12 protein-coding genes are annotated in these 17,206 nt (G+C 68.6%); 4 read left to right on the top strand and 8 right to left on the bottom strand.

The window, feature by feature from the left end; all coding sequences use genetic code 11:
- Positions 1–66 precede the first annotated feature (66 nt).
- Positions 67–1,044, bottom strand: a complete 978-nt coding sequence (locus ACSHV8_RS41350; RefSeq protein ID WP_436525155.1) for a hypothetical protein — start codon at positions 1,042–1,044, stop codon at positions 67–69.
- 130 nt (positions 1,045–1,174) lie between these two features.
- On the opposite strand from ACSHV8_RS41350, the gene ACSHV8_RS41345 reads away from it, so the two are divergent.
- Entirely contained in the window at positions 1,175–1,948 is a 774-nt protein-coding gene (locus ACSHV8_RS41345) for a deoxyribonuclease IV (protein ID WP_436525153.1), read from the top strand.
- A 657-nt stretch (positions 1,949–2,605) separates the two neighbouring features.
- Positions 2,606–5,071: a hypothetical protein gene (locus ACSHV8_RS41340; RefSeq protein WP_436525151.1), complete on the top strand. Its 2,466-nt coding sequence runs from the start codon at positions 2,606–2,608 to the stop codon at positions 5,069–5,071.
- 333 nt (positions 5,072–5,404) lie between these two features.
- Here ACSHV8_RS41340 and ACSHV8_RS41335 read toward each other — a convergent pair whose 3' ends face one another.
- The 3 genes from ACSHV8_RS41335 to ACSHV8_RS41325 form a co-directional block, all read right to left on the bottom strand.
- The gene (locus ACSHV8_RS41335; RefSeq protein WP_436525149.1) at positions 5,405–6,928 is read right to left on the bottom strand and encodes a glycosyltransferase family 87 protein; all 1,524 of its coding nucleotides are present in this window, start codon (positions 6,926–6,928) and stop codon (positions 5,405–5,407) included.
- Between the two features lie 128 nt (positions 6,929–7,056).
- Positions 7,057–9,618, bottom strand: a complete 2,562-nt coding sequence (locus ACSHV8_RS41330) for a transglycosylase domain-containing protein (protein ID WP_436525147.1) — start codon at positions 9,616–9,618, stop codon at positions 7,057–7,059.
- Positions 9,619–9,946: 328 nt separating this feature from the next.
- Positions 9,947–10,381 carry a DUF5318 domain-containing protein gene (locus ACSHV8_RS41325; RefSeq protein WP_436525145.1) on the bottom strand — a complete coding sequence of 145 codons (435 nt, stop codon included), beginning with the start codon at positions 10,379–10,381 and terminating at the stop codon, positions 9,947–9,949.
- Positions 10,382–10,542: 161 nt separating this feature from the next.
- On the opposite strand from ACSHV8_RS41325, the gene ACSHV8_RS41320 reads away from it, so the two are divergent.
- On the top strand, positions 10,543–11,205 hold the full coding sequence (locus ACSHV8_RS41320; RefSeq protein WP_436537164.1) for a PadR family transcriptional regulator: 663 nt from the start codon (positions 10,543–10,545) through the stop codon (positions 11,203–11,205).
- Between the two features lie 23 nt (positions 11,206–11,228).
- The gene (locus ACSHV8_RS41315) at positions 11,229–12,308 is read left to right on the top strand and encodes an inositol-3-phosphate synthase (protein WP_436525143.1); all 1,080 of its coding nucleotides are present in this window, start codon (positions 11,229–11,231) and stop codon (positions 12,306–12,308) included.
- A gap of 92 nt (positions 12,309–12,400) precedes the next feature.
- On the opposite strand, the gene ACSHV8_RS41310 is transcribed toward ACSHV8_RS41315, so the two are convergent.
- The 4 genes from ACSHV8_RS41310 to ACSHV8_RS41295 are packed head-to-tail and all read right to left on the bottom strand — an operon-like array spanning position 12,401 to position 17,156.
- Positions 12,401–12,862 carry a methylated-DNA--[protein]-cysteine S-methyltransferase gene (locus tag ACSHV8_RS41310; RefSeq protein WP_436525141.1) on the bottom strand — a complete coding sequence of 154 codons (462 nt, stop codon included), beginning with the start codon at positions 12,860–12,862 and terminating at the stop codon, positions 12,401–12,403.
- 21 nt (positions 12,863–12,883) lie between these two features.
- Positions 12,884–14,524: a glycosyltransferase family 39 protein gene (locus ACSHV8_RS41305; protein ID WP_436525139.1), complete on the bottom strand. Its 1,641-nt coding sequence runs from the start codon at positions 14,522–14,524 to the stop codon at positions 12,884–12,886.
- Positions 14,521–15,660, bottom strand: coding sequence for a glycoside hydrolase family 113 (locus tag ACSHV8_RS41300; protein WP_436525137.1), 1,140 nt, complete (start codon positions 15,658–15,660; stop codon positions 14,521–14,523). The genes ACSHV8_RS41305 and ACSHV8_RS41300 overlap by 4 nt, the downstream gene beginning before the upstream one ends.
- Positions 15,657–17,156 carry a glycosyltransferase family 2 protein gene (locus ACSHV8_RS41295; protein WP_436525135.1) on the bottom strand — a complete coding sequence of 500 codons (1,500 nt, stop codon included), beginning with the start codon at positions 17,154–17,156 and terminating at the stop codon, positions 15,657–15,659. The genes ACSHV8_RS41300 and ACSHV8_RS41295 overlap by 4 nt, the downstream gene beginning before the upstream one ends.
- Between the last annotated feature and the right edge of the window lie 50 nt (positions 17,157–17,206).

Raw genomic sequence — 17,206 nt, 5'->3', positions numbered from 1 at the left:
CTGGGGAGGAACGACCACACCGATGAGGTGGACGCGGTCGCCCCGCGGAGCCTTACAACGATTACCTTACGCCAGATTTGCCCGGGATGCACGTTGCGACACGATTGCCCGAATAGCCGCAGTCAGCACGCCGAGCGCGCAGACCATCGCGGTCAGACCCAGAAGCCCGATCGGGCGGCCGGTGCGCATCGGCTCGATCGCCGCCACCGGCTCGGCCGCGGGCGCGGTCGTCACGTCGTCCACCTGCGGGAACGCGGCCGAATCGGCGGACGCGGAGGACAGCGGGACGGTGTCGGCGGCGGCCACGCCCGTGGACTGGCTATCGGCCGGGAGCAGCGTGGTCCTACGGCCGCCCGGGGGCATTCCGGCGAACGCCGGGTCGCGGGCTTCCGCCGTACGGGAAACCCGGTCTTTGACCTTGTCCTTGTGTGTCTCGGCGGCGGCATCGCCCGAAGCGCCGGCCCGGGCGGCGCGGTCGTCCGGGGAACGGTGATGCCCAGAGCTCTGGCCCGGATGGGCCGTCCGGAATCGGGACGAACCGGAGGCCGGCAGCGCGGAACCGGAGGCCGACGGTCCGGAGCCGCCCGCGACGATCGACGGCAGGGTCGTCGCGTCGGCATCGTCCGGAGACGGGTCGGCAAACGTCGACGGGGTCGACGGAACGGCCGTGACCAGCATCGGAAGCGGATCGTCGGAGCCCGAGCAATCCGGCGTGAGAACCACCGGCGTGGTACCGCGGCGGAACAGGACCTCGGCCGTGCCGTCCTCCGGGATGACCCCCCTGGGCTTGCCGGCCAGCTCCAGGCGGGCGTCATGGCCGGTGCGGTTGACGAGGTGCAGGGTGCTCTCGGCCGGCACCGACAATTTCTCCACGTTCGGCCGGGAACCGCAGGAGAGGCCGAGAACACCGCCGTCGAAAGTCACCCGGCGATCACCCGGCTCCAGCTGATCGGCGCTGGCCGTGCCGTTGGTGAGCAGCGGCACGCCGAAGATCAGGCCGCTGGCCACCAGCGCCGCCATCCGGTATCGGAACTGCCGCGACATGAACATCTCCCCAGTTCGCCACCGGCCGGGACCGGCAATCGGTCAAACGTGATCGATGGGGCTAACGACGCGGATCGGAGGCCGGTGACGCTCGCCGGAAAGTGTCGGACGGGCGTCGTAGGCTCGTCCCATGCGCATCGGAGCCCATGTCGATCCCGCCGACCCGCTGGCCGAGGCCGCCGCCCGCGGTGCCGAGGCGGTGCAGTTCTTCCTCACCGACCCGCAGAGCTTCAAGAATCCGGAGCCGCGCGACGACGCGGAACGGCTGCGAGCGTCCGACGTGGACGTCTTCATCCACGCGCCGTACCGGTTGAATCTCGCGTCGACGAACAATCGGATCCGCATCCCGAGCCGCAAGCTGCTGATGACACACGCCGTCGCGGCCGCCGCGATCGGCGCGAAAGGCCTGATCGTGCACGGCGGGCACGTCGAGGGCGGTGACCTCGACGCCGGCTTCACGAACTGGAAGAAGGCGTTCGAGTACGCAGAGAAGGACGGCGGCTTCCCCCTCCCGATCCTGATCGAGAACACGGCCGGCGGCGACAACGCGTGCGCCCGGCGCTTCGACAACCTGGCCCGGCTGTGGGACGCGGTCGGCAGCTTCGGGGCCGGGTTCTGCCTGGACACGTGCCATGCCTTCGCCGGCGGGGAGGATCTGGTCGGCGTGGTCGATCGCGTCAAGGCGATTACCGGACGAATCGACCTTATTCACGCTAATGACTCGAAGGGTGGGTTCGACTCGGGCCAGGACCGGCACGACAATTTGGGGAATGGAAAGATCGACCCCGAGTTGGTGGTCGCCGCCATCCGTGCCTCCGGGGCACCGGCCGTTGTGGAGACTCCGGGCGGGGTGGAAGGGCAGCGTGCCGACATCGCCCTGCTGCGCGAGCGGTCGGGCGCCTGACGTACTGGTCCGGGGAGAGTCATGACCGAGCAGCCGCAACCGCTCTCGACCAGGTCGGCCGGTGATGGCGCCGCGGCGCCGGAGCGGGGTGGGCCGAGGAAGAGGCGACTCTTCGGGATCTTCGGGTCTCGGGAGGGTGGCCGGCATGCCGGTCCGGTCGAGCCGATCAGCTCGGTGCCGGGGGATTCGGGGTCGGCTGGTTCTGCGGCTGGAGCTTTGCCGGCTGACCCGGGTGCGGGCGGCTCGGCGTCTGCGGGCGGCTCGGCGACTGCGGGGTCGGCGACTGCGGGGTCGGCGACTGCGCCTGCGGGCGAGATCAAAGTTGGCGAGGGTGAGACGGGGAGGACAGGCGCTGGTAAGGCGTCGTCCTTGACGGCGGGCAAGCCTGCGACGGTGCTCAGCGCTTCGGAAACGACCAAGGATCAGGCGGCGGTGAAGGACGGAGCCGTCGCGGACTCGGCCGAGAAGGGCGCCGACAATCCCGCGGCCGGCTCTGCGAGGGGCTCAGCCACCTCGGCGGGCACGTCAGGCGTGGCGGGCGCGGCGGGCGTGCCGGGCACGGAATCCGGCAAGGGCGAGAAGGGCGCGGCGGAAGATCCACAGGGGACTTCGGGGAAACCGCGGCGGAAAGAGCTGCCGGATACTCGGCCGCCCGGAGTGCCGCAGGACCCTTGGGCCGCCTTCGCGGATTCCGCCGCCGAGAAGCCGCCGGGGCGGATCCGGCGCGGGTTCCGGGCGATCGGGCGCGGATTCATCCATGAGTATTCGGTCGCGATCTACCTGTCGCTGATCCTCGGTGCCGGGCTGACCTGGCCGACGCTGCGATACCCGCTGCACACCCTGCCGCAGGATCTCGGGGATCCGTCCCGGCAGGCGTGGCAGATCTCCTGGCTCGGTCACGTGCTTCAGACGAACCCAGTCAAACTGTGGCAGGCCAACGCCTATTTCCCGACCACCGACAGTCTTGCGTACGGGGACAGCCTGCTCGGTTACGCGCCCGCCGGCCTGCTCGGCACCGGGCCGGAAGCGGCCGTGCTGCGCTACAACATCCTGTTCGTGCTGGCCCACGCGCTGCTCGTGTTCGGTGCGTACGTGCTGGTCCGGCAGCTCGGCGCACGACCGACCGGCGCCGCGGTGGCCGCGGCCGCTTTCGCGTACGCACCCTGGCGCCTCGCCCAGGAGGGTCACCTCGACATCGTGTCGGCCGGGGCGATCCCCCTGGCGCTGGCGCTGCTGGCTCGCGGTCACGGCTGGTCCATTCGGTACGGGTTCCGGCCCGACCGGCGCAATTCGGGCTGGGCCGCGCTGGGCTGGCTGGTGGCGACCTGGCAGCTGAGTCTGGGCTTCTCGCTCGGCGTCCCGTTCGCGTACCTGCTGGGTCTGATCGTGCTCGTGCTGCTGGTCGTGGTGCCGATCCGCTGGTTGCGGCTGCAGCTGCGGGCGAGGCGTCTCCGGGCCGCTCAGCGCGCGGCATCGGCCGAAAAGCAGCCGGCCACGGAAACCAAGAAGCCGGACGCGGCCGAGCAGGGCAAAGATCAGACCGCAGTTGATCAGGGCAAAGAGTCGACCGCGGGCGCTCCGGACAAAAAGGACGCCAGCAAGGACGAGCCGAAGACTCCCGAATCCGACAAGCCCGACCCGGCCAAGCCCGAGGCCAGTAGGCCCGAGACCGTCAAACCTAAGGCCGACAAGCCCGAGGCCAGCAAGCCTGAGATCGAGAAGCCGGAGCAGACCAAACCTGCGCCGAGCAAACCCGAGGCGGACAAGTCCGAGGCCGGCCGGCCGGAGCAGAGCAAGCACGAGGTCGCCAAGGCCGAGCAGGTCCAGAACAAGACCGACCGGATCGTGAAGGCCGAGCCCGAGCAGAAGAAGGACGAGCCCGGCCAGGCTGAGCCGGCCAAGACCGACCCGGATGACAAGACCGAGCCCAAGAAGGCCGAGCAGGACAAGGCCGGCTCGGGCAAGCGCGAGCAGGACAAGGGCGAGCCTGCCGAGAAGCAGCCGGACAAAAACCAAGAAAAAACGCCTGAGGGTACGGACGTAGCAGGCAAGACCGGCCCGGGCGGCAAGAAACGTCCCAAGGGCCGGCCGGAGCGCAAACCGAAGCGCCCGCGGCGGCAGAACGCGGCGACAGTGGTGCTCGGCTGGCGTCTGCTGCTCGCCGACTACCTGGGCGTCCTGATCTTCGCCGGCGTCGGCGCGGTGCTGGCCATCCCGTACCTGCGGGTGCCGGACTCCGCGACCCGCAGCCAGCAGATCGACTGGTTCTCGCCGCCGCTGCGCAGCCTGCTGATCGGGCCGGCCGAGTCGCGGATCTGGGGCGCGGCGCACGTCACCGCCCGGTCGTCCCTGAACTGGGCGGCCGAGATGTCGCTGCTGCCGGGGTTCATGGTCTACGCGCTGGCGCTGGCCGGTCTGCTTTTCTCGATCTGGCGCTGGCGGCAGCGCCTGTTCCTGATCGTCGGGCTGGCCGTCGCGGTGATTCTCACGCTGGGCACCACGTTCTTCGACGGCCGTTGGACGTACCGGCCGCTCTTCGGGCATCTGCCGGCGTCGTTCGATCAGATCGTTCCGGGCCGCCTGATGGTTTGGGTGACCCTGATCCTGGCGATCCTGGCCGCCGGCGCGGTCGACGAGTTCGTGCGCCGGGCCGAGCAGCTGGCGGCCCAGCGGATGCCGGCCCGGCCGGGTCCTCTGCTGCGGCTGGCCACGCTCCTGCCGCTGCTCCTGGTCCTCCTGGAGGGCTGGAGCGCCACGGCTCACCCGGTGACGCCGGCGCAGCCGGACGCCCTACGTTCCGTGGGTGGGCCGATGCTGGTCCTGCCGACCGATGCGCTCAAGGATCAGACCGTGCAACTGTGGACCACGTCGCGGTACCAGCAGGTGGCGAACGGTGGCGGCCAGGTCGCCACCGTCAAGCAGAACGAGATGCGTCAGCAGGTGCAGTCGTTCCCGGACCTGGCGAGCATCTCGTACCTGCGCTCGATCGGCGTGGGCACGGTCGTCCTGATCCGTTCCGAGGTCGCCGGCACGGTCTGGGAGCAGGCCGGTGACCTGCCGGTGGACACGCTCGGCATCCGCCGTGAGGACCTTCCTGACGCCGTCGTGTTCCGCCTGAACTGAGAACGGCACACACCGCCCGACGAACGCACCGCACGACAGCCGCAGGGCCACGCACGGGCCCGCAGCCGCCCAGCGCGTGGCGTGCGGACGCGGAGTGGAGCACGCACGGCGCGGGGCGTGAGGACACGGCGGGCCGCGGGCAAGGGCCTGCGGGGTGTCGGGCGCGGCGGGCCGTGGGCGCGAGGCGTGGGCGTGCGAGGCGTGGGCAAGACGTGGGGCAGGGCGGGCTCACCGCCGTACGGGAAAATGGTCTGAAGCCGGACCAACAGCGACCCGGCAGCAAAACGCAGAAAAGGGGCACACCGCAAGGTGTGCCCCTTTATCCGAAAACGCCTAAACCTTGATGACGACAGGCGGCTCAGGCGGCAACGGCAGCGAGATCTCCCCCGAAGCCGGCCGCCCATACCCGAGCGACCACCGCAACCGCTGCACCCACCCGGCGTCCGGCCCGCCCAGTTCCCCGGCATCCGGGTCCAGATCGTCGTAGGACTGCCGCACCACGTCGAGTTCCGGCCGCCAGATCTCCCGGATCACGAGCCCGCACAGCACCGCCACCGTGATCAGCCGCAGGCTGGAGGCGAGCACGAACGTCCCCTCAGGGATGACCGATTTGCCCCCGGCGCCGATCAGCTCGGCGTAGAACGCGGTGAAGTATCCGATCTCGGCCACCGTCCACGCGATGACCGCCCCCCACTTGGGCCGGGCCAGCACGATCAGCGGGAGCAGCCACAGCACATACTGCTGCGACCAGACCTTGCTGAAGATCAGGAAGAACGCCACCACCAGGAATGCCATCTGTGCGAGCCGCGGCGGCTTGGGCGCGAGCAGCCCAAGCCCGACCAGGAACACGCAGGCGAGGCCGAACAGCGCGTAGGTCAGCGCGTTGAGTGTCGGAATGTGATCGGCGAGCCATTGGAACGGCCCTTGATCGCCGGTCGATCCGCTCTTCCACTTGCTGTCCAGGTACCGCCCGACATACCAGAGGGTCCCCCAGTCCACCGGCCGCGTCGAGTTGAGCCGGAAGAACCGCAGCCAGGCTTCGTGGTACCAGAACCAGACCGGGAAGTTGACCACCGCCCAGGTGATCACCGTGCCCAGTGCCGCGCTGACGAACGGCCGGGCCCGGCCGGATCGCAGGGCGAGGACGAGTAGTGGGCCGAGGATGAACAGCGGCCACAGTTTGGCCGCGGCGCCGAGCCCGAGGAAGATTCCGGCCCAGGCCGGCTGGCGGCGCACCCACAGGTAGAGGCCGATCGCAGCGAAGCCGATGGCCAGGAAGTCCCAGTTGACGGTGGCGGTGACCAGCAGGATCGGCGAGAGCGCGAAGATCGCCGCGTCCCAGGGTCGTCGTCGGCGCAGGGCCAGGATCACCGCCGCGGTGGCGACCGCGAGCAGCGACAGGATCAGCGCGTTGATGTTGTAGAACCAGGTGCCCTGGTTGATGCTCGTGTTCTGCGTCGTCCCGTACCAGTGGACGGGCAGGCCGAGCGCGCCCATGAAGTAGCCGGTGACGACCGGGTACTCCACCTGGTGGTCGACGTACGGCACCTGGCCGTCGTTGAGCCCCTCGGCGTAGTAGAGCGCCAGAACGTCGGTGTAGCAGAAGCGCGTGTACTGCACGTTCTTCTGCCAGTCGCCGTCCATACAGGGTGACTTCTGCACCCAGGACAGCGCCAGGATCAGGCAGGTGAGCGCCAGCACGAAACGCGGGGCGGTCCAGAACCGGTTGGGCCGGGCGTCCGGGCGGGTCGCGTGCGAGCCGAGCGGCCCGCCGATGAACTGCGACAGGCCCCGCACGAAACCGTCCGAGGTGGCACTCGGGACGTCGGGCCGGTCGGTGGACGGTTGCGTGCTCATGTCTTGGCATCATGCCGCATGAACCTCAGAGATCGGACGCCGCCCGGACGCGGCACACCGATGGAAACCGGTAGAAAAAGACGGCGCCCACCTCGTCGAGGTGGGCGCCGTCGTGAGCAGGGCGAACATCAACCGCCGGTGTTGTTGGTGCCACCGCCGTTGTTGTTGCCGCCGTTGTTGTTGTTGTTGCCGTTCCCGGTGTTGCCGGTATTTCCGGTGTTACCCGTATTGCCGGTGTTTCCGGGGTTGTTCTGGTCGGGGCAGAGGATCGCCAGCGTGCCGTTGCAGATGGCGCTGTTGTCCTCCTGCTGGGGCGGCGGCTGGACCGGCAGGGCCTTGCCGTTGCCGAGCGAGTCGTCGCCGCCCTCGATCCGCTGCGGGAACTTCTCCTTGTCCCAGTCCTTCTTCTTCGCCACGGCGTCGAGGAAATCTTTCCAGATCTCGGCCGGGGTGTTGGAGCCGAACATCTTCTTGCCGCTGGACTCGGTCAGCGCGACACGGTTCCCCTTGCCACCGACCCAGACCGTGGCCGCGAGCTGCGGGATGCCGCCGACGAACCAGGCGTCACCGTTCTTGCTGCTCTCGGCGTTGCTGAGCTCCCACGAACCGGACTTGGCGACAGCCTCGCGGCCGTTGGCCAGGGTGTGCTTGGCGTGGTCGGGGATCTTCTCCAGCACGGCCGACAGGTTCGACATCTGGTCCGGCTCGAAGACCTTGGTGCCGTTCTTGGTGATGGTCTTCAGGTTGGCCATCTTGCCGGTGGCCGGATCGATCGCCTTGATCGACTTGATGAAGTGCGTCTGGTGCCGGACGCCCTGCGCGACGATCGTCGCGACGCCGGTCGCGTGGTCCAGCGGAAGCACCCGGTACTGACCGAAGCCGATCTCGTAGTCGAACTTGTTCTTCCAGGTGGAGGCGTCGGTCTTGTTGAGATCGATGCGCTCACCGTTCGGGTGCGCCTCGGAGCCGTCGGTCCAGATGTAGTTGAGACCGGCCGCCCGGGCGGCGGCAATGACCTTGTCCTGCCCGACCTGCTCGGCGATGAAGTAGAACGGGAAGTTGTACGACTTGATCGTGGCCTGTTCGAGGTCACAGCTCGTGATGCTGTGGCCGCCACCGGTACAGGTGTTGCCCGGGTCCGCACCGGCGTTGCTGATCGTCGATCCGTTACGCCGCTTCTGCGTACCGTCCCACAGCGTGTTGAACGAGTAGTTGGCCTTCAGCGCCGCCGAGAGCGTGTAGATCTTGAACGACGAGGCCGGGGACTGGCCGCCCTGCTCCTGCACGCCGCTGCCGTCACCGGACATGTAGCCGGCGTAGTCGGTGCCTTGCGGATCATCACCGGCGTAATAGCCGAGCACCTCACCGGTATTGGGATCGATGCCGATCACCGCGGACTGGTAGGTCTTGGGCCGCCCGTTCAGCGGTGAGGTCTTGCTCTTGGCCGAGCCCGCCGCTTCGGCCGCCGCCTGCACGTCCGGGTCGATCGTCGTGGTGATCTGAAGACCACCCTTCTTGATCTGGTCGTCGGTGATGTTGAGCTGGTGCAGCTCGTACGTCACGTGACGGCTGATCATGCCGACCGGCTTCTCGTCCCATGAGGACGCCGACGCGGACTTGCTCTTCTTGATCGGCGCGGGCCACTTCCGGGCGTCGTAGACCTCCTTGGAGATCCACCCCATGTCGTACATGTTCTTCATGGTGTATTCCCAGCGCTCCTGGTTGGCCTTGGCGGCCTCGGCGCTGGACGACGGGTCGTAACCGGGGTGCGAGGAGTTCCCGTACGGCTGCTTGATGATCGAGGCGATCGCCGCGGCCTGGTACGGGTTGATCTCCGGGTACTTCTTCCCGTTGCCACCCTGGACGACGCTGGCGCTGTAGTAGCCCTCGGCCGCGGCCTCGGCACCGTAGCGGCCCGAACCGAGGTCGATGTAGTTCAGGTAAAGACCCATGATCTGGTCTTTGTCGTACTTCGACTCGAGCTTGCGGGCGATCACCGCCTCGCGGAGCTTACGGCTGTAGCTGATCTCCTTGAGCTCGGCCACGTGCCGTGCGTACTGCTGGGTGATCGTGGACGCGCCCTGCTTGTCGCCGCCGGTGAAGTTGTTCCACGCGGCGCGGGCGATGCCCTTCATGTCGATGCCGTTGTGCGTGTAGAAGTTCTTGTCCTCGGCCGCCGCCACCGCGTGCGACATGGTCAACGAGATCTTCTGGTACGGCACGTTGATCCGGGGCTCACCCTCCTTGTCGAGGATGTTGCCCTTGGCGTCGGTGATGGTGTTCAGCTGCGCCTCGGCCTGGGGCGTGGGCAGCTCGACGTCGTCGAAGAAGTAGGTGCCGCCGACGATGCCGGCGCCGACCAGGATGACCAGCACGGCCGCCGCCGCGGTGAGGATGTTGGCCCGACGGTATTTCTTGTCGGCCTTGCTGCGCGGGCGCTTGCCCCCGCCGCCACCACCGCCGGTGCCACCACCGCCGCCACCGCCACCGGGAGGACCCACGGGTGGCACCGAGGCACGACCGCCGATCCCGGCCGAACCGACCGAGGCACGGCCACCGACCGAGGCGGCGCCCACGGACGCCGAGCCGACCGAGGCCCGCCCACCGACCGGAGCCGCGCCGACCGAGGCACGACCCGGACCGGCCGCGCCGACCGAGGCGCGGCCACCGACGGCGGCGGAGCCGCCCACCGAGGCACGACCCGGGCTGGCCGAGCCGACCGACGCCGAACCCGATGGCCGCCGATAGGCGTCAGGGGCGGGACGGTCGTCATCGTCCGGACCGGAAGCAGCGAACGACCCGGGCACTTGGGCCCGGGCTCGTCCGTTCTGCGGTTCACCGTACGGATTCATTCCCTCACACCTACCGTTCGCGGGGGCGCGGCCGGGCTGTCCGGGACCGGATCCCGGTAACCGTGCCACGAGCGGGCGTTCTCATCGGACGTCTGAAATAACCGACTCCGGCGCTGAGTGCCCGATCCGGTCTTAAACGTGTCCACGTTAACGACATCGATCCGGTTCACCGTCGGCCCTCCCGGACGTGTGAATCCGAACCTGTTTTCCACTGCATCGGGGGCTCGTCCTCACCGAGCGCGTCCCGGCCGAGCACATAGCGCTCGATCAGATGGTTCCAGGAGCAGGAGCGGCACACCTCGACCACGAAGACCTGACATTCACGGAGCGTCATGGCGAGGACCGGCAACTCGGCAGCCTTGTGAGCCTGGCCGGCCGACTGCTTGAGCTCGTCTCCATAGACGTAGTGCACGAGTGTCAGGTTGTCCCGGCGGCAGATCGGACACCGCTCGTCGGTCGGCTCGCCATGGAAGGTTGCCGCGTTTTTCAAGTACGGCGACGCGTCGCACACCTCAAGGGCGCTTATCCGGCCGTTACGCACGTCACGCAGGACTGCTCGCCTCTGGAGGGAGTAGTCCACCACCTGTCGCTGCGTGCGCATGGCGAAGAGAGTACGCGGTCACCGCTCACACGGCGACCGTCATCACGGAGCGTGGCGTGGCGACCGCGCAGGATGCCCGAGTTGCGTGTCCGGGCATCCCGATCTACGGTTGCGATGTATCGGGCCGATACATCGGGGCACACTGCTGGAGGAGGGTCGAGGTGCTGGAGTTGGCGATCCTCGGGCTTCTGCAGGAAGCGCCGATGCACGGTTACGAGCTCCGCAAGGAGCTGGCCACCAAGCTCGGCACGCTCCGCGCCGCGATCAGTTACGGGACCTTGTACCCGACTCTGAAGCGGTTGAAGCTGGCCGGCTGGATCAGCGAAGCCGAAGCGAACAACAACGAAATTGTTCCCCCGATGACCAGCAAACGGGGACGGGTTGTCTACAAGATCACGGCGGAAGGCAAGGAACGTTTCGCCGAGTTGATCGCCGCCACGGGCCCGGAGACGTATGACGACGCCGGGTTCGGCGTGCACATGGCGTTCTTCTCCCGCACGGACACGGCAACCCGGCTGCGGATCCTGGAAGGCCGCCGCCGGCGGGTCGAGGAGCGTCGGGAGGGGCTGCGCGAGATTCTCGCCCGCGCGGCCGACCGTCTCGACGCCTACACCCTTGAGCTGCAGCGGCACGGCCTGGACGCGTGCGAGCGCGAGGTCCGCTGGCTGGAAGAGCTGATCACCAACGAGCGGTCCGGCCGCACCCCGGCCTTCCGTAACCGTGCCGGCCTGCCCGGCACCACAAGCCCCGCTCCCGCAGGCGGAACACCGCCGACGGGGACGGCACCCCCAGAAACTCCGCGTCCGCACTCGGACCGGCCGTGATGAACAACAAGGAGGCAAACGCGATGGGTTCCGTCCGCGTCGCCATCGTCGGTGTGGGTAACTGCGCCTCGTCCCTCGTGCAGGGCGTGGAGTACTACAAGAACGCCGACCCCAACGACCGCGTCCCGGGTCTCATGCACGTGACCTTCGGCGACTACCACGTATCCGACGTGAAGTTCGTCGCGGCGTTCGATGTGGACGCCAAGAAGGTCGGCATGGACCTGAGCGAAGCGATCGTCGCCAGCGAGAACAACACGATCAAGCTGACCGACGTGCCGCCGACCGGTGTCACCGTGCAGCGCGGCCCGACCTTCGACGGTCTGGGCACGTACTACCGCGAGATCATCGAGGAGTCGTCGGCCGAGCCGGTCGACGTCGTCCAGGCCCTGAAGGACGCCGAGGTCGACGTCCTGGTCTCCTACCTCCCGGTGGGCTCCGAGCAGGCCGACAAGTTCTACGCGCAGGCCGCGATCGACGCCAACGTCGCGTTCGTGAACGCTCTGCCCGTCTTCATCGCCTCGGACCCGGAGTGGGCGCAGAAGTTCGCCGACGCCGGTGTCCCGATCGTCGGTGACGACATCAAGAGCCAGGTCGGCGCCACCATCGTGCACCGCGCGCTGGCCAAGCTGTTCGAGGACCGCGGTGTCGAGCTGCTGCGCACGTACCAGCTGAACTTCGGCGGCAACATGGACTTCATGAACATGCTGGAGCGCAACCGCCTGGTCTCGAAGAAGATCTCGAAGACCCAGTCGGTCACCTCGCAGATCCCGCACGAGATGATCAAGAGCGACGTGCACATCGGCCCGTCCGACCACGTGCCGTGGCTCGACGACCGCAAGTGGGCGTACATCCGCCTCGAGGGCCGCTCGTTCGGCGACACCCCGCTGAACGCCGAGCTCAAGCTCGAGGTGTGGGACTCCCCGAACTCGGCCGGCGTGATCATCGACGCGGTTCGCGCCGCGAAGATCGCGAAGGACCGCGGCATCGGCGGCCCGATCCTCTCCGCCTCGTCGTACTTCATGAAGTCGCCGCCCGTGCAGTACAGCGACCACGACGCCCACCAGGCCGTCGAGGCGTTCATCAAGGGTGACATCGAGCGCTGACGCGTTCGTCCTTCACTGAGAAGGCCGGCTCTCACCGAGAGCCGGCCTTTTTCACACCCTCACAACCCTTATTGGGTACGGAGTGAGCATCCTCACGGTTCACCCCACGCGCGGGTCAGCGTGACCCGGGCCTCCAACTCCAGCAGTTTGCGTTTGCGCTCGATCCCGCCGCCGAAGCCGACCATCTTCCCGCCGGCGCCCACCACCCGATGACACGGGACGATGACCGGCACCGGGTTGTGATTGCAGGCCGTGCCCACGGCGCGCGCCGCGCCCGGGTCGCCCAGGGCGGTCGCGATCGCGCCGTAGGTGAGCATCTCCCCGTACGGAATCTTGGCGATCTCGGCCCACACCGCGCGCTCGAAATCGGAGCCGCCGCGCATCTCCACCGGCACCGTGAAGTCGGTCATCTCCCCGGCGAAATACTTCCTGAGCTGCTCGGCGGCCGGATGGGACGCATCCGGCCCGGGGCCGGCGCCGAAGCGCACCCCGACCACGACGTCGCCCTCGACGGCAACGCCGAGCGGCCCGATCGGTGACTCGACGACGAACATGCCCCCAAGTGTGCCCGGTGCCTATGACAAGAACTGATAGACGAGGTAGCCGTCGGCCTCGTAGACGACCCGGGAGCCGTCCATCGCGCTCGCGCCGTGCAGGGCGGTGAACACCGCGTCGGTGCCCCGCGGCCCGGATCCGCGCATCAGGACCACGCGGGCCCCGACCGACCGGGGCGACTCCAGCGCCTGTTTCCACACGTTCCGGCGGCCGATCTTCGTGCCGTCGTAGATGACCCGGTCCAGGACCGGGAACGCGGCCCGCTCGTTGCCGATCAGGTCGAGCAGGATCGGCCCGTCGGTCTGCGCGGCCAGGAAGTCGGCGACCCGCACCTGATCCTGTTGCGCCGACAGGTCCTCGGTCACCTCGCGGACGCTGACCAGGGCGTCGGTCCGGAACGTGGTGATCGAGAGGCCGGCCAGGCCGACGATGACGGTCAGGGCGGCGGCCGGTACGACCCGTCGTGGCAGCCGGGAGACCAGGTAACCGGTCAGCACGGCCGCCGGCAGCGCGCCGACCAGGGCGAATCGCGCGTTCAGCACGTATTCGTTGACCGGGAGCATGCCGATCGGGGCCTGTCCACGGTAGATCGTCCAGAGGAAGAACGGCATGATCGCGCCGAGCACGAGCACCGGCAGCGAGCGGGCCGACAGGCGCTCGCCGGCCAGAAAGACGACCAGGCCGAGGAGGGCGACAGCGATCACCAGGAGCCCGTGCTCGGCGAGCAGCGCATTGCCGTACGCAAGCAGGGTTTTTCCGATGTTGCCGGTCTCGACGTCGGTGGTGCGCCGGGCCATCTGGTCGGAGCTGGAATTCGGCCCGTTGAGGAAGTTCAGCGGCGAACCGGCGATCATCCAGTTGTAGAGCATCCAGCCGGCCGACGACGTGAACAGGCCGAATGCGGCGAACATGCCGGTCAGCCCGCGGGTGTCGGGCCAGGAGTGGCCGAGGCGCCGCGCGATGACCGGGACGATGAGCGTGAACAGCCCGGCCAGGAACCAGCCCTCGTAGCGGCAGAGCATGGCGAGCATGCTGGCCAGCGACGCCTGCAGTAGATAGGTCGGCCGCTCGGTGTCGGCCCAGCGGATCAGCCCGTACGCCGCGGCCAGCGCGAACGCGTAGAACGGCAACTCGTCCATCGACGTCGACTGGTGGTGCAGCATGTTGGCGCCGAGCATGAAGACGGCCGCGCCGGCGTACGCGGGGGAGACGCGGTCCGGGCTGTAGACCCGGACGATCCGGTAGATCAGCACCGAGCAGGCCACGAACGAGACCATCGACACGATCGAGCCGGCCAGACCGGTCGAGTAGAGCGTCGTGTTCCACGCGAAGAGCGACTGCAGGATGTGCGGCAGCGGCAGCCAGATCGCGCCCAGCTGCGCGATGCCGGTCGTCCGGCCGACCAGGATCCGGCGGCTGATCTCCAGGTGGGAGTAGGTGTCGTGGTATCCCAGGAGGTGCCCGGTCCGATAGAAGTAGGCACACGCGGCGATGGACAGGACGCTCGCGACGACCGCGACGACGACGGCCCCGCGATCGACCCGGCGGCGTTCGCGCGGGTCGTCCTGCCGGCGCAGGCGCATCACGTGCCGCAGCCGGATCTCCTGGGTCAGGCTGCCGACCGCGTCGGTCCGCGTCCGGTTGGCCGGGATCGTGGTCATCGGGGCCACCCGGACGCGAAGCACTCCTTGATCGCCTGGTCGCCGCGGCCGATGAACGAGCCGGCGTTGTAACCACCGGCGTTCGCCGGATCGGCCCAGGCATCCAGGGTCCAGAAGTAGATACCGGCCATGTTCAGCGACTTCGCGGCCGCGCAGGCGCCGGCGAACCAGCGGATCTGGATCTGCGGCGTCACCTTCTGACGGTCGCTCGGCCAGCCGGTGGGCCGCCGGTAGGCGCCGGGCGCGGCGGCGATCCCGACCTCCTGGATGACGGTCCGGTCCAGGCCCTCCGGACGACTCCGCAACCACTTCGTCCAGGCGGTGGTGAGCTGGGCCACGGTCGCCGAGTCGGGGAGGCCGAGCGAGGGGTAGGCGTCGAGACCCGGATCGGCGCCGGGCACGCCGGGACGACCGGTCGCCCATGCACCCCAGTTGTCGGCGTAGACCAGCCGGCCGGTGAAGATCCGGCTCGCCTCGGCGACCGTCGTGCGCCACTTGCGCTGGTACCTGACCAGGGAATCCAGCTCCGATCCGAGAACGAAGGAATCGGCCCCGGCGCTCTGCGCGGCGGTCAGAAAAGGCATCAGGACTTTCCCGTACGACGTGAACCACGCGTTGACGTTCACCGGCTTGATGGATCCGCGCCAGGCGCCGCCCGTGTTGAGATTCTTCTCGTCGATGAGCGGCCGGACCAGGACGCGCAGGCCGCGTGCCCGCGCCCGCCCGATGATCGTGACCAGGTCGCTCGGTGTCGGCGTGACGCCCGGTCCGGTGTAGACACGGGTCGGCCGGGCGCCGTCGGTGTAGATCGGGAACGTGATGCCGACGCTGTTCGCGCCCAGGCTGACGACGTAGTCGAGCAGGCGGTCGGCGTTGGCGCGCACCTGGTCCGGTGTGGTGACCTCGTGCCAGAAGATCTGGACGCCCAGTTCGGCCTTCGTGGTGTGCGCGGTGGTGACGGTCGGGCTCGGGCCGGCTGCGGACGCGGAGGGGCTGACCAATATTTCGGATACGCCGGGACTGGCGGCCACGGATTCCTGCGGGCCGGTCGGAACGTGCGGCGCCAGCGACCCGCAGGCGGCCAGCAGGATCAGGGCGCCGAGCAGCGACGCCACCGCTCTCGTGCGGTGCCTCACGGGACGACCGGCTGGGGAATCAAGGCGGGCTCGACGTCGTCGTCGGTTTCCGCGTGCCCGTGCGGAGTTTTGTGCCATCCCCGCTTGCCGGTGACCATCTCGAACACCGCGATGTACGTCGACACGCTCATCCACAGCCACATCACCTGGGCCATGAACATGTACTTCAGGAGCCGGAACCGCCCCTGCGTCCGCTGCGCCTCGACCAGCGTCGTCTGGATCAGCTCCAGCATGATCCCGAAGTTGCCGACCACGAGCAGAGCCGTCGCCGTGTAGTAGATCGGCGCCGGGAACACGTCCACGATCAGCGGCGACCCGGTCACGAACCACGCCACGGTCAACCCCAGGAACAGCGGGTTCAGCAGGAACGTCAGCGGCGTTCCATAGGTCATCAGAAGAAAAGCCAGCCACCGATGTACGCCCATCCGCGCGGCCGTGCGAATCGGCCGGCGGCTGTGCACGAGCGCCGTCTGCAGGTAGCCGCCCTTCCAGCGACGCTGCTGCTTGTCCACCACGCGGCCGGAGACCGGCGCCTCCTCCAGGGTCACCGAGGCGAGCAGGTCGACGCGGTAGCCGGCCGCCGCCAGCCGGGCCCCCAGATCGGCGTCCTCGGTCAGGTTGTGCGGATCCCACACCAGCCCGCCGGGCAGGGCGACCTCCTGCAGCACGCTGACCTTGAAGTGGTTGGACGTACCCCCGAGCGGGACCGGCAGGCCCAGCCGAGCGAGACCCGGCAGGAAGTGTCGGAAGTGGACTTTGTACCCGACCCAGTACAGAGCGGACACCCAGTTGGTGTCGTCGTTCCAGAACACCAGCTCGGCCTGCAGGCAGACGACGTCCCGGCGAGCTAGTCGGAACGTGGCCACGGCCAGTTGGAGCTGTCCCGGGTCGGGCCGGTCCTCGGCGTCGTAGACGGTGACGTACCGGCAGCCGTCGGCCACCACGATCGGGAAGGCCACGTTCATCGCGTTCGGCTTGGTCTTCGGGCCACCGGGCGGGATCACCACCACGACGACGTGCCCCAGCGGGCCCTCGGAGGTCGTGCCGTCGCCGTGCACCCGCAGCCCGAGATCGGCCGCCGCCGCCAGGGTCTCCTCGTCGTCCTGCTCGATCAGCAGGTAGACGTGCAGTTTCTCCCGCGGGTAGTCGAGCCGGCCGACCCGCGCGACGAGCCGCCGGAGCATGTTCGCCTCGTGGTGCACCGGTAGCAGGACCCCGTAGTGCGGAAGCACCCGGGACGAGGTCATCGGCGTCGACAGGATCATCCGATGCCCGCGCCCGGCCGTGGTCACCAGCAGCTTGAACAGCGCGAAGACCAGATAGAAGGCGACGCACGCACCCACGATCACGGTGACGGTCAACCGGGGCGCGGCGAACAATCCGTAACCGACCACGCACAGAATGACCCCGGCCGATGCCCGCTGGCCGGGTCCGAGCAATTTCTCGGCCGTACCGCCGGCCCGGTCGTCGACGGCGCCGACCGTTTCTTCCGCCACGCCGCTCGACCTCCGAACCCGCCTCGTTACGGGTCAGGGACGTGCCTGAC

Origin of the sequence: Actinoplanes sp. HUAS TT8 (assembly GCF_051380535.1) — a bacterium.
Classification (GTDB): domain Bacteria; phylum Actinomycetota; class Actinomycetes; order Mycobacteriales; family Micromonosporaceae; genus Actinoplanes.
Note: the sequence above shows the minus strand (reverse complement) of the source record. Positions and strands in the feature narration are given on the sequence as shown.

Excerpts from the sequence above, each read along its gene's own strand:
- ACSHV8_RS41350 (WP_436525155.1), bottom strand. The coding sequence starts at position 1,044 with ATGTCGCGGCAGTTCCGATACCGGATGGCGGCGCTGGTGGCCAGCGGC.
- ACSHV8_RS41345 (WP_436525153.1), top strand. The coding sequence starts at position 1,175 with ATGCGCATCGGAGCCCATGTCGATCCCGCCGACCCGCTGGCCGAGGCC.
- ACSHV8_RS41335 (WP_436525149.1), bottom strand. The coding sequence starts at position 6,928 with ATGAGCACGCAACCGTCCACCGACCGGCCCGACGTCCCGAGTGCCACC.
- ACSHV8_RS41325 (WP_436525145.1), bottom strand. The coding sequence starts at position 10,381 with ATGCGCACGCAGCGACAGGTGGTGGACTACTCCCTCCAGAGGCGAGCA.
- ACSHV8_RS41315 (WP_436525143.1), top strand. The coding sequence starts at position 11,229 with ATGGGTTCCGTCCGCGTCGCCATCGTCGGTGTGGGTAACTGCGCCTCG.
- ACSHV8_RS41310 (WP_436525141.1), bottom strand. The coding sequence starts at position 12,862 with ATGTTCGTCGTCGAGTCACCGATCGGGCCGCTCGGCGTTGCCGTCGAG.
- ACSHV8_RS41305 (WP_436525139.1), bottom strand. The coding sequence starts at position 14,524 with ATGACCACGATCCCGGCCAACCGGACGCGGACCGACGCGGTCGGCAGC.